This is a genomic window from Anaeroglomus insulsum, from assembly GCF_050689095.1.
GTDB lineage: Bacteria > Planctomycetota > Phycisphaerae > Sedimentisphaerales > Anaerohalosphaeraceae > Anaeroglomus > Anaeroglomus insulsum.
This window is the reverse complement of the sequence record NZ_JBOGCL010000002.1, coordinates 241,706-255,217: the sequence shown is the minus strand read 5'-3', so window position 1 is coordinate 255,217 and position 13,512 is coordinate 241,706. Positions and strand designations below refer to the sequence as shown.

General features: G+C 52.3%; 9 protein-coding genes. All 9 read left to right on the top strand.

The genetic code is table 11. The annotated features are described in order from the left end of the window. Positions 1 to 666: 666 nt before the first annotated feature. The 9 genes from gltX to ACQ9LF_RS03165 all read left to right on the top strand — a co-directional run bounded on the left by gltX (position 667) and on the right by ACQ9LF_RS03165 (position 13,465). Positions 667 to 2,289 carry a glutamate--tRNA ligase gene (gene gltX, locus ACQ9LF_RS03205; RefSeq protein ID WP_462487922.1) on the top strand — a complete coding sequence of 541 codons (1,623 nt, stop codon included), beginning with the start codon at positions 667 to 669 and terminating at the stop codon, positions 2,287 to 2,289. 16 nt (positions 2,290 to 2,305) lie between these two features. Beyond that, complete coding sequence (locus ACQ9LF_RS03200; RefSeq protein WP_462487921.1) at positions 2,306 to 3,211, top strand: PfkB family carbohydrate kinase; 906 nt, start codon at positions 2,306 to 2,308, stop codon at positions 3,209 to 3,211. A 47-nt stretch (positions 3,212 to 3,258) separates the two neighbouring features. Next, complete coding sequence (gene thpR, locus ACQ9LF_RS03195; RefSeq protein WP_462487920.1) at positions 3,259 to 3,819, top strand: RNA 2',3'-cyclic phosphodiesterase; 561 nt, start codon at positions 3,259 to 3,261, stop codon at positions 3,817 to 3,819. 122 nt (positions 3,820 to 3,941) lie between these two features. Further along, positions 3,942 to 5,054 (top strand): recombinase RecA, encoded by a 1,113-nt coding sequence (gene recA / locus ACQ9LF_RS03190; RefSeq protein WP_462487919.1) that lies wholly within the window; start codon positions 3,942 to 3,944, stop codon positions 5,052 to 5,054. 241 nt (positions 5,055 to 5,295) lie between these two features. Next, on the top strand, positions 5,296 to 8,010 hold the full coding sequence (alaS, locus tag ACQ9LF_RS03185) for an alanine--tRNA ligase (RefSeq protein ID WP_462487918.1): 2,715 nt from the start codon (positions 5,296 to 5,298) through the stop codon (positions 8,008 to 8,010). Positions 8,011 to 8,034: 24 nt separating this feature from the next. Then, a complete protein-coding gene (locus ACQ9LF_RS03180) occupies positions 8,035 to 9,465 on the top strand; it encodes a UTP--glucose-1-phosphate uridylyltransferase (RefSeq protein ID WP_462487917.1) in 1,431 nt (476 codons plus the stop codon). Between the two features lie 126 nt (positions 9,466 to 9,591). Then, positions 9,592 to 10,221, top strand: coding sequence for a GAF domain-containing protein (locus tag ACQ9LF_RS03175; RefSeq protein WP_462487916.1), 630 nt, complete (start codon positions 9,592 to 9,594; stop codon positions 10,219 to 10,221). A gap of 284 nt (positions 10,222 to 10,505) precedes the next feature. Next, positions 10,506 to 12,200: a GspE/PulE family protein gene (locus ACQ9LF_RS03170; RefSeq protein ID WP_462487915.1), complete on the top strand. Its 1,695-nt coding sequence runs from the start codon at positions 10,506 to 10,508 to the stop codon at positions 12,198 to 12,200. 35 nt (positions 12,201 to 12,235) lie between these two features. Beyond that, positions 12,236 to 13,465: a type II secretion system F family protein gene (locus tag ACQ9LF_RS03165; protein WP_462487914.1), complete on the top strand. Its 1,230-nt coding sequence runs from the start codon at positions 12,236 to 12,238 to the stop codon at positions 13,463 to 13,465. The last annotated feature ends 47 nt before the right edge of the window (positions 13,466 to 13,512 follow it).

Here is a 13,512-nt window from a genome sequence, read left to right as displayed (position 1 = left end):
AACCGCGGCAAGGCAGCATCAATTCAAGGCCAAAGACGCTTGTTGTGGACAAGATGAGTCGCAATAAAAGCAAGCCACAGTACCTGGTTGCTCAAGCCTCTGTGCTTGAGAGTAAATCACCTTCCGCCTCGGGGGGTATCCTTAATTTTAGCTCTTTGATTTTTAATGAGTGTTACCAAACGAACCCAATTTTGGCTCGTCGCGGCTATGTAGGAAAGCGTGGCCCCGTGGCGGCTCGCGGCATAAACCCGGACGTTGTCCGGCCAAACGAACCCAATTTTGGCTCGTCGCGGCTATGTAGGAAGGCGTGGCCCCGTGGTGGCCCGCGGCATAAACCCGGACGTTGTCCGGCCAAACGAACCCAATTTTGGCTCGTCGCGGCTATGTAGGAAAGCGTGGCCCCGTGGCGGCTCGCGGCATAAACCCGGACGTTGTCCGGCCAAACGAACCCAATTTTGGCTCGTCGCGGCTATGTCGAGTGGCGTTACCCGAGGTTTACTCGCGGGATATATGTGGTTGTTGACCACCCAATTTTACGAGCGGCAGAGGAGTGGGATAGTGGAGTGTATGAGTCGTAATTTCGGTGTAGGGTCTGTCCTTGACTTTAGGGGTTGGCTCGCTTACACTCCTCTATCCTTATTTTTGAACTGAAAGAAGAGGTATATCATGATAGTAACACGTTTTGCGCCATCACCGACGGGCTACCTGCATGTCGGCGGGGCGAGGACAGCTCTGTTCAACTGGCTGCTGGCTCGACGCATGGGCGGCAAGTTTCTGCTGCGTATTGAGGATACCGATGTCAAGCGGAATACCCCGACGGCTACCGCCCAGGTTCTTGAGGACTTGAAATGGCTGGGAATCGACTGGGATGAAGGTCCGGATAAAGGCGGCCCAAACGGTCCTTATCTTCAGTCGCAGCGTCTTGATATCTATACAAAATTTGCACATCAGCTTGTCGAACAGGGTAAGGCATATTATTGCTTCGATACTGCTGATGAACTCGACGCAATGCGCAAACAGGCCGAGGCCGAAAAACGGAAGAATATTTATCCTCGTCCGGCCCGATTTCCTGATGAATCGGATGTCAAAAAGGCACAATCCGAAGGCCGGCCGGTCACCATCCGCTTTGCGGTGGACCAGAGCAAGCCGGTTATCATTCAGGATGAGATTCGCGGCCAGGTCCAGTTTGACCCTGCTGAGCTGGGGGATTTTATCATCATCAAAAGCGATGGTTTCCCAACGTACCATTTCGCAGTGGTCATTGATGACCAACTGATGAATGTTACACATGTCATTCGCGGCCAGGAGCACCTGATGAATACGCCCAATCATCAGTTGCTGCAGCAGGCCTTGGGCTTTCGCACGCCGGTCTATGCCCATTTGCCGGTGATTGTCAGCGAAGGCGGCGGCAAACTAAGCAAGCGTGAACGGGCCAAAGTCCTTAAAGATGCAGTTAAATCACGCGGTGATATTGACTTAGCCGCAATGGCAGCCGCCGGCGGGACTGATCTTGAGACGGTACAGCGTTTTCTTGCCGGGGATTCCACTCCCGATATGCCGATTGTCGATGCGATGGCAGCTTATGCCGGGGTGCATCTGCCGGAAATCAATATTGTGGACTTTCTTAGAAGCGGATATTTGCCGGAGACATTGGTTAATTTCCTGGCCTTGCTGGGCTGGAATCCCGGCGACCAGCGGGAGATTATGACGGTCGAGGAGATGACCGCATCGTTTGACCTGTCGCGGGTTAACAAGAGCAACAGCTTGTTTGATCGCAAGAAGTTGCTGGCATTCAACACTGAGCATATTAAATTGTGTAAACCGGATAGACTTTTGGGGTATTTCAAGGCCTATCTGAAGGAGAATCATTCTCCGGTTGCCCAGGCCGGGGATGCTTTATTATTGCGACTTCTGAAGGTTAATGAGGGTGCCCGCACGCTTGAGCAGATTGAGCAAAAATGTCGATTTGCCTTTATGGCGGATGACGCAATTGTCTATGATGAAGAGGCCGTCAAAAAGGTCTTGCTCAAAAATGAGGGGCTGGTTATGCTAAGGGTCATTGCTGAGGGCCTGAAATCGCTTCCTGAGGTGACCGCAGAATCCATTGAGACGCTGCTGCGGGGCATTGCGGAACAGAAGCAGGTTGGTCTTGGCAAGATCGCACAGCCGCTGCGGGTGGCGTTAACAGGTACAACGATCAGCCCGCCCATCTTCGATACAGTTGACATTCTTGGTCTGGATCGAACATTAAAACGGATTGCATTAACCATAACTAAATTTCAATCGTAACAGGAGGTTTCGGAGAATGTCTTTATTGGTAACAGGTTCCATCGGCATTGATACAGTCAGAACACCTTACGGATTTAATAAGGATTGTATCGGTGGTTCATCCGTACATTTTACGATGGGGGCAGGCTTTTTTACGGAGATTAAGTTTCTCGGCGTAGTGGGGGAAGATTGTCCCTTTAATCTAAAGGATATATTTGGTGATCGTAAAGTGGATTTAACCGGCCTGGAAGTACGCAAGGGCAGCAAGACATTTCGATGGAGCGGGTCTTATGAAGGGGATATGAATTCGGCCCATACCGAATCGGTTGAATTGAACGTGCTGTCTGAAGAGCCGCCGCATGTGCCGGATTCGTATCGCAACTGTGAGTATGTGTTTCTGGCCAATACGGCCCCGGCGTTGCAGATGCAGTTGCTGGATCAGCTTGGCAGTCCGTCGTTTGTTGCCGCCGATACCATGAATCACTGGATTGTCACGGCCAATGAAGACCTGCGTGAACTGCTGGATCGCATCGATATGCTGATTCTCAATGAGGGGGAAGCAAAGCTGCTGACCGGGCAGCGAAATCTGGTGACTGCGGCCAAGGAAATTCTTGGGATGGGACCGCGAGTGGTGATTATCAAAAAAGGCGAGCATGGCTCGATGATGTATAACAAGGAAGGGGATTGTTTTCTCCTGCCGGCGTATCCGACACCGGTGGTTATTGATCCGACCGGTGCGGGGGATTCTTTTGCCGGCGGGTTGATGGGATATCTGGCTTCGGCGGGGCGGGTGGATGTTGTCAGTCTGCGCAACGCGATGGTTTACGGAACGGTGGTGGCTTCATTTACCATTGGCGATTTTTCGATTTACGGCATTAAGAACGCCACGCGGCAGATGATTGATGATCGATTTGATCATCTCCGGCGAATTACCCAGTTCTGAGCTGGGCAGGTCGTCAGCCGGGTGTGGTCCGAGGCAGAAAGGATTGGATGCGATTATTTGTGGCTATAGAAATCGACGCTGCTGTCAGGGAGCGGATTGAAAAGATGCGTCAGCGGCTGCGTCGTGAGATCGGTGCCGTCAAAGGCGGTATCAAGTGGGTGGAGCCGGAAAATACGCACCTGACGCTGGTGTTTTTGGGTGAGACCGAAGACCGGCGGGTGATGGATGTATGTCGGATTGTGGAACAGGCAGCCTGTGCTCATCAGGGCTTTGATCTGGAAATCAAGGGGCTGGGTACCTTTGGCAAACCCGTGCGGGTTGGCTGGGCGGGTATTACCCCCAACCCGGCACTCAAAGCACTGCAGCGGGATATTCAGGAAGGTTTTGAGAAGGCCGGCTGGCCGGTGGAAAACCGTGAGTTTGTCGGGCATCTGACGCTGTGCCGGGTGAAACTGCCCGCAGCCGGAGATGACTTGAGACGGATCATTGCTCCCCTGCGCGATGAGCCGTTTGGAGGCAGTTTTGTGGATTCGGTGTGTGTTTTTGAAAGTCATTTGTCCGGCGGCGGACCTGCTTATACCGTGGTTCACCGGACAAATTTAAGATAGACCCCATAAGCATAATGATGCCGTAAGCAGTATCAGGGGAACGTTACCCTGTATCGCCGCGGCAAGACAAGATAACAGGAACGATCAGACTCAGTCAACGTACTCTACAGGAGCAATTGATCATGGCATTCAAAAAGAAAGCTGTCACAGAAAAAGCTCAACCCAAAACAAAAGAATCCGTCAAGACGGACGTCGAGAAGCCCAAGGCGGAAAAGCCAGAAAAGGCTGAAAAAACGGACCGTCCGGCTGTCAAAAATGAAGCCCTGGATCGGGCGATTGCCCAAATCGAGAAGCAATATGGCGCCGGCTCGATTATGAAGATGGATGAAACCGTAGTCAAAACCATCGATGGTATCAGTACCGGTGCCTTGTCACTGGATATCGCCCTGGGCGGAGCGGGTGTTCCGCGCGGACGCATTATCGAATTTTATGGTCCTGAATCATCCGGCAAGACCACCCTTGCCCTGCACGTGATTGCCAATGCGCAAAAGGCCGGCGGTGTCGCCGCATTTATTGATGCGGAACATGCTCTGGATACGACCTGGGCCCGCAAGCTGGGCGTGAATATCAGTAATATGCTCATCAGTCAGCCTGATACAGGAGAACAGGCCCTGGATATCGCTGAGATGCTGGTTAAATCCAATGCGGTGGATATTATCGTCATCGACTCGGTGGCTGCATTGGTTCCAGCGGCCGAACTTCAGGGTGAGATGGGGCAAAGTCATGTCGGTCTGCAGGCCCGCCTGATGAGCCAGGCCCTTCGCAAGCTGACTGGTGTTATCAGCAAGAGCAAGACGTGCGTGATATTTATCAATCAGATTCGCATGAAAATCGGCGTGATGTTTGGGAATCCTGAAACCACCACCGGCGGCAATGCGTTGAAATTTTATGCCTCCGTTCGCGTGGATGTCCGGCGTGTTTCGACTATTCAGGATGCCAAGGGTGAGGCGATTGGCAACCGTGTCCGTGCCCGCGTGGTGAAAAACAAGGTGGCAGCTCCATTTAAGACCTCGGAATTCGATATTATGTTCGACAGCGGTATCAGCACCGAAGGCGATCTGCTGGATATGGCGGCGGAAATCAATATTGTCAACAAGAGCGGGGCGTGGTTCACTTATGGAGATATCAAGCTGGGGCAGGGTCGGGACAATGCCAAGCAATATCTGGTGGACCATAAAGAGCTGGTTGACGAAATCCGGGCAAAGGTCCTTGAGGCCAAGGGATTGAGCCATTAGGTTGTCTATGTTTACTGCAGGGTTGGCCACAGGCTGATTGAAACAGACATTTGGTTTTATTGTCATCGGCAGGGTATCTTGTCTATCGTCTATCGACAAGATACCCTTTGGCTTTTGTCTGGATTTACAGGATACGTGACATCTGGAAATATTTCTTTGGACATTCTGTCGGAAAAAGCTATAATACTACCTAATTTTTTATTGGCTGAAAGTGAATTAAAATTCGAGCAAGAAAGAACTTATGCTTACGTCCAAAGAGATTCGCGGATCGTTTATCGAGTTTTTTAAGAGCCAGGGGCATACCTTTGTGCCCAGCTGGCCTGTGGTGCCTGTCGGGGACGATACGCTGCTGTTTACCAATGCGGGGATGAACCAGTTCAAGGATATCTTCCTGGGGCATGCTCAGGCCAAGTGGAAACGTGCGGCCAACAGTCAGAAATGCATCCGGGTCAGCGGCAAGCACAATGACCTTGAGGAAGTGGGGCTGGATACGTACCACCATACGTTCTTTGAGATGCTGGGGAACTGGTCTTTCGGAGATTATTTCAAGGCCGAATCGATTGAGTGGGCCTGGAAGCTGCTGACCGAGGTTTACGGGATTGCACCGGGCCGGTTGTGGGCAACGGTGTTTGGCGGGGATAAAGCCGATGGGTCCGGGCCGGATACGGAGGCGGCGGAGCTATGGACCAAGCTGACCCCGCTGCCCAAAGAAAAGGTTTTATTCTGCAGCAAAAAAGACAACTTCTGGGAGATGGGGCATACCGGGCCATGCGGGCCATGCAGTGAAATTCATATCGACCTGGGGCCCGACCGCTGTGATATGCAACATATCCCCGGCCATGTCTGCAGGGTCAATGGCGGCTGTGCCCGATTTATGGAATTATGGAACCTGGTGTTTATCCAATATAACCGCAAGCCCGATGGGTCGCTGGAACGGCTCAAGGCTAATTATATCGATACCGGGGCAGGTCTGGAACGTGTGTGCTCAGTGCTGCAAAACAAAACGAGCAATTATGACACCGACTTGTTTATGCCGATTATCCGTGCGGTTGAAGATATTACCAAACAAAAATACACGTCACGGCTGGGCAACACAATCGATAATGCGTTCCGCGTGATTGCCGATCATATTCGTACGCTGACATTTGCAATCGCTGATGGCGTGTCGCCGTCCAACGACGGGCGGGGGTATGTGATTCGCCGGCTGCTGCGTCGAGCCGCACGCTTTGGACGCAATCTCGGTGCACATGAGCCGTTTATGTATCAGCTGGTGCCGGTCCTGGTCCGAGAGATGGGCGATGCCTTCCCGGAACTTAAGGGTCGCGGTGATTTTGTTGCTGGTGTGATTCAGTCGGAAGAGGCCTCGTTTGGCAGGACGCTGGATCGCGGGTTGGAATTGTTTGCCGTGGCTGCGGATAAGGCTCAAAAGGCTGGGAACAAAACGATTTGCGGCGACGATGCGTTCCAGCTTTATGACACGTTTGGTTTTCCGCTGGATTTGACGGAACTGATGGCCCGTGAACGGGGCTTAAAGGTTGATACGGAGCTGTTTGTCAAGCTGATGGATCAGCAGAAAGAGCGTGCCCGTGCGGCGCAGAAAGGGGTCTCTCTGGCGGCCAGTCTGTCTAATGTTCAGCTGCCGGCCACCGATGATACGGCAAAATACCAGACCGATTCCTGCCAGGGTACGGTTCTGGGCTGGGTTACATCGGAAGGTTTTACAGCGGAAGGCGAGTTTGAAGATGCCCATAAACCGGCGGCACTGGTTCTGGACAAGACCTGTTTTTATGCCGAATCAGGCGGACAGGTTGGCGATGAGGGGCTCATTCGCGGAGAAGACTGGGAATTTATAGTTGAGGGGACAGAAAAAGTCGGCAATTGCGTGCTCCATAAAGGGCGACTGCACCGCGGCGGAGTGGTTGCCGGAGATGTGGCAACGATGCAAGTGTATCAAGATCGTCAGGCCAGCCGCAAGAATCACACCGCAACGCATATTCTGCAATGGGCACTGCAAAAGGTTCTGGGGGATTCGGTCAAACAACAGGGTAGTGCGGTCTGTCCGGATTATCTGCGGTTTGATTACACCTGGCCCAAGGGGCTGACGCCGGAACAGTCCGCGGAAATCCAGGCTTTGGTCAATCAGAAGATAGCCGAGGGGCTGCCGGTAACGTGTGTGAGCCTGCCGATTGAGGAGGCCAGGAAACTGGGGGCCATGGCCCTGTTTGGCGAAAAATACGGAGATGTGGTCCGCGTGATCGGGATCGGGGCACCGGATAAGGACCATTTTGGCGAGGCGTTCAGCAAGGAATTCTGTGGCGGCACGCATGTGTCCAACACGTCTGAAATCGGCGGGTTTGGGATTGTCAAAGAAGAAAGTGTCTCGGCAGGTGTTCGACGTATTACGGCATTGACCGGGACCAGGCTGGTGGCGTATCTGATGGGCCGCAATGCAATTGTAGATGAGCTGGTTGGGATGCTCAAAGTCCCAGCCGATCAGATTACGTCCCGGGTGGCGAAAATGATGGAGGACAATAAATCGCTGGCCAAGCAGCTGAAAAGCGGGGCGGCAGCAGCGGCATCCGCCCAGGTCTCGGCAGACGATCTGCTGGCCAGATCTTCCAGGCAGGGAGCGACGGTGGTGGTTGCCGAATCGATTCCGGCGCTGGGTGTAGATCAGGCACGCGGCTTAATTGACAGTCTGCGGGCCAAAGCCGGGTCGGCGGTGGTGGTGCTGGGGATGGCAGACGGAGACGGCAAAGTGATGCTGTTTGCCGGCGTGACGGATGATTTGATTAAAAAAATATCTGCAGGCGATATTGTCAAACAGATTGCTCCGATTGTCGGCGGCGGGGGTGGTGGACGTCCGCAGTTTGCTCAGGCCGGCGGCAAGGACCCGTCTAAAATCGATGAGGCTATCCGCACTGCAAAGACATTCATTACGGGTAAATTATCATAGTTTGGATTATCGGAAAACAGAAGTATGGCAGATCAGACACGATTTGATAAGGCTTTGAGACAGTGTAAACAGATTGGGCAGGAACACCTGCTGGCGTTTTATTCCCAGCTTGATGCCCGGCAGCAGGATGCGCTGCTTGGGCAGATTGAGAAGCTGGATTTTGGCCGTATTCCCGAGTGGGTTGAGCGATATGTCAAACACGATGGGATGATTGCAATTCCCACCTCGTTTGAGCCGGCACCTTCGTATCCTGCCCAGCCCAGGACAGCAGCTCAGAAAGACAAGTATGCCAAGGCGCGCCAGTTGGGAGAAACGCTGCTGCGGCAAGGCAAGGCGGCAGGTTTTGTTGTTGCCGGCGGACAGGGAACGCGGCTGGGATTTGACGGTCCCAAAGGCAATTACCCGACCAGTCCGATAAAAAAGAAAACACTGTTTACGATTTTTGGCGAGTCGATTCTGGCAGCGTCGAAGCGATATAACGTGGATATTCCATGGTATGTGATGACCAGCCCGCTGAATTATCAAGCCACGGTGGACAGTTTTGAGAAAGCTGGTTATTTTGGTTTGAAGAAATCCAATGTGGTGATTTTTGTTCAGGGCACGATGCCGAATTTTGCCTTTGACGGCAAGATATTTTTGGCAGACAAAGGGACGTTGGCGACCAGCCCGGACGGACATGGGGGCAGTCTGAAGGCATTGGCCGACAGCGGGGCGCTGGCAGATATGAAACGCCGCGGTATTGAATACCTGTCGTATTGGCAGGTGGATAATCCTCTGGTTCATGTGCTGGATCCGCTGTTTATCGGGCTGCATGCGATGGATGGAGCGGAGATGTCATCCAAGGCATTGCTCAAGGCCGGACCGCTGGAAAAGGTGGGGAATTTCTGCCTGGTGGATGGCAAGGTCACGGTGATTGAATACAGTGATCTGCCGGATGAACAGGCTCATCGCAAAACTGCCGATGGCCGGCTCGTTTTTGAATTGGGGTCCATTGGAATCCATATGATCAGCGTCAGCTTTATCGAAAAGCTCAACGCCGGCGGCGGGTTTGCATTGCCGTTCCACAAGGCTATCAAGAAAATCCCGCATATCGATGCTCAGGGCAATGCGGTCAATCCGGACAAACCCAATGGGGTAAAGCTGGAAACATTTGTGTTTGATGCGTTACCGATGGCCAAACAATCCATTATTCTGGAAACGCTGCGAAGTGAGGAATTTGCTCCTGTCAAAAATGCCACCGGGGTGGATAGTGCCGAGGTGACTTATCAGATGATGATCGATCGGGCGGCTTGCTGGCTGGAAGCGGCAGGGGTGAAAGTGCCGCGTCGATCCGATGGGCGGCCGGACTGTATTCTGGAAATAGCACCGAGTTTTGCCCTATTTAAAGAGGATATACAGGGGAAAATATCGGCAATCCCGCCGATTCGCTCTGGGGAGTCTGTGTATTTGGAGTAGGTTTTGTCGTTCCAAGCATTATCGGACGAAATGGCCAGAAATTGCTAATCTTGTAAAACGTTTCTTCAGAAGCGGCAGAAAAGGGCCGAATAAATTGGGAGAACTGTTTTTTTAAGGGATTCGGTCTTGAACCTCAAACGAAATGAACGAGCCTTACGTGTGATCCGCATGTTGCGCAGACGGGAGCAGCGGCAGCACAAAAAAATAGACATTTTATGTCGTGATATTGTTGGTGCGCACGGAGAATTTGTTCAGAAGGTTGCTACGCTTTCGTTTGTGTTGCGGTTTCATGAGTGCCTGCTGGGGCTATCCGATCTGACTTTGATTCTGGATTCAGCGGCCTCGTTTATCCGCGAGAATCTGGATGCGTCGGGGGTGGCGATTTTCCTGGCTGAGCCGAAAGGGTTTGATATTCATTTTTCTTCCAACTCGTCGTCGGAGTTTGCCGTCGAGAAAGGGCATTTTGAGACGTGGTTCACGATGCCGGTGGTCCAGGAAATCAGCCGAAGCAGCCGAATTTGTACCCTGGAGCATATGCTTGAGATGGGACTTCAGGCGAATCCTGCGTTACTAAAACATATTACAATTGCGGGGGTTCCGCTTGGTAAAATGGGTAAAGGTGTGGGGTTTATTTTGCTGTATCGGCAGGCCGAGAGGCCGTTTAGCCCAGAGGAGTTCAGTGCTATTTCAGCAATCGCGCCGGGATTGCGTATTGCGATTCAGAAACATCATGGCGTGATTGAGAATTCGATCTAGCCCCATACCCGAAATTGTCCGATTGATACATCGGATACTGCACTCGGATAGTCTGCAATAGGCTGTTTTCTATCATTTCCGCTCTTCATCGAGTCAAATTTTGCCTGTCTTTAAAATTTTTGAAACAATTTTCTGTCTTTGTCCGTCTAAGCTTACAAGCTTCATCTGGATTTGACACTAAGTGCGTAAGTTGTTTAAAATAAAGAGATTGTAAAAATGTTAAAGTGGCGAAACAGACGATGGAAACGTGCTTAGACACACAGGCGAAAAGGAATATTTCGATAATGCGTCCAAAACTTGGAGAATTGCTTTGCAGTAAAGGCCTTATCAATTCCAAGCAGTTGACTGAGGCACTGGAAATGCAAAAAGACGATCCCCGTAAGCTGGGGCAGATTTTGCTGGATATCACAGGGCTCAATACGCGTTTTCTCAATGAAGTGCTGTGTGAACAGGCGGGGATTGAGAAGCTGGAGCTGGAAGGGTTGACGATACCGCCGGAAGTATTGTCGCTGGTGCCTGCGGAAGCGGCCAGCCAGTACAATGTGCTGCCGGTGGGGCGTGAAAACGGACGTCTGATCCTGGCGATGTCGGATCCCTTTGACCATGTTGCATTGAGCAATTTGCGAATGATCACGGGGCTGTCGATCCGGCGATGTTACAGCCGTCCGTCGGAACTGGAAAAAGTGATTCAGCATTATTACGGCAGCAATGTCGCCCGGATGGTTCGCAATCTCTCCGCATCGGAAGAATCTGAAGAACAGGATTCCAATGGTCAGTTGACGGCGTCGCGACTGCATGAGCTGGCACGTGAACCCTCCTTGGTCAACCTGGTGAATCTGATTTTGCTGGAGGCGATTGAATCCCGTGCCAGTGATATTCATATTGAGCCTTTCGAAAACCAGGTCAAGATTAAATATCGCATTGATGGGATGCTGATCGAAAAATCAACCTCCCCCAAACGTCTGCAGGCGGCGATTATTTCGCGTATTAAAATTATGGCCGGGATGAATATTGCGGAACGTTATATTCCGCAGGATGGGCACATCGAGTTCAGTACGGGTCGGGGCAAGGTGGATTTGCGTGTTTCGACGGTTCCCTCGGTGTGGGGAGAGGCGGTCGTGATGCGTATTCTGGATCGGAGCAATGCGTTGATTGCTCTGCATGATCTGGGAATGAGCACGGAGATGCTGGAGGGATTCACCCAGGCCCTGAGTAAAACACATGGGATTATTCTGGTTACCGGTCCGACAGGCAGTGGTAAAACGACTACGCTGTATGCGTCCTTGAATCATATATATAATCCTGCGCTGAAGATTATTACGGTTGAAGACCCGGTCGAATATCAGCTGGAAGGCGTGGTTCAGATGCCCATCAATCCGCGTCGCGGGCTGACCTTTGGGCGAGGATTGCGTCATATTTTGCGTCAGGATCCCAACATTATCATGGTCGGTGAAATCCGTGATAAAGAAACCGCGGAGATTGCGATTCGTGCGGCTCTGACCGGCCACCTGGTGCTGTCGACGCTGCATACCAATAATGCGGCGGGTGCGATTACGCGTCTGATTGATATGGGTGTGGAGCCATTTTTGCTGGCCAGTTCTCTGGAAGGGGTATTGGCGCAACGGCTGGTTCGCAAGATTTGTCCGTCCTGCCGCAAGCCGTATAAGCCGGATGAGATGCTGCTGGCCAATCTCAATAATTCCATCACGATTCCCCCGGATGCGTCTTTGTATCATGGTACCGGCTGCGATGACTGCAATCAGACGGGAATGCGGGGACGAAACGGGATATTCGAATTTCTGCGGATTACGGAAACCCTTCGCAAGCTGATTGCCGAGCGGCCGACGACCGAACAGATTATGGCTGCGGCCCCCTCGGATTATCACCCCATGCGTCATGACGGCATCGAGAAGATTCTGGCGGGAATGACTACGCCCGAAGAAGTACTGCGTGTGACTCAGGGTGTGGAAGAAGATTAGTCCATTGAGAATCATTCAAACAGGAGACAAGGGAATTGTCGTTATTTGAATACAAGGCAGTGGATACAGCGGGCAAATCGCTGAAGGGAGTCATCGAAGCATCGGACCGCAAGGCGGCTATCGGGCTTCTGGCACAAAAGGGGCATTTTGCCCTGGAACTGAGTGAAACCCAGCGACAGGCTCATCGGGCAGCTGCGGTGTCGGCTGCGGACGGCGAGGTTCGCATTCGCGTCAGCAGCAAAGACGTGCTGGCGTTTTCCGTGCAGCTTTCGACGGCGCTGAAGGCGGGTCTTCCGGTTCTGGAGGCGCTGCAAATCATCCGCGATCAGCAGAGCAAGCCTGCGATTATTACCCTGCTGGAAAATTTGTCCAGGCAGGTCAGTTCCGGCAAATCCCTGTCGGAGGCGATGGAGCAATATCCGCGTGTCTTCAGTCCTCTGTATATTTCGATGGTGCGGGTGGGTGAAACCGGAGGTATCCTGGATCAGACCTTTGATCAGCTGGTACGGCTTCTGACGCGTGAAGAGAAAATCAAATCCAATATCAAAAATGCGGCAGCGTATCCCATTATGGTGATGGCGGTCGGGTTGATTTCAGTGGTGGTTATGCTGGTCTGGGTGCTGCCCAAAATTATCGCCACCATCGGAGCCGACAAGGCGTCTCTGCCTGGTCCAACCAAAGCGTTGCTGGGTGTTAGTGATTTTCTGGCTGTGTATGGATGGCTGCTGGCGATTGTGATCATAGGCGGGATTTATGCGTTTAACCGCTGGAAGGAAACGCAGGCCGGACGGGTTGCCTGGGACGGTTTTAAACTGAAAATCCCGATGGTTGGCAAGGTGCTGCGTACTCTGGCGGTGGGGCGTTTTGCCCGTACGCTCGGTTCGCTGTGCAAATGCGGGATTACGATTCTGGAAGGATTATCGGTGGTTCGGGATACGCTGGGCAACGAGGTGCTGGGGCAGCAGATTGACAAAGTGGCCGCGGAAGTCAAGGGCGGCCGCTCGGTGGCCGAACCGCTGGGACAGTCCGGGATGTTTGACAAACTTCTGGTACAGATTGTTGCCCTGGGGGAACAGACTGGCCGGCTGGATGAACTGCTGCTCCAGGCGGCGGATACATTTGATGACCAGGCGGATTCGGCGCTGGTGCGATTTGTGTCGCTGTTGCCGACGATATTGATTTTGCTTCTGGCGACGGTGATAGGGTTTATTATCGCAGCAACCCTGCTGCCGATTCTGGCAATGGATTTAACGTCAGCATTATAGGTTATGAGGAATAAGGTATTTGAGTTGAACAGGGAAATGAAAGGCAA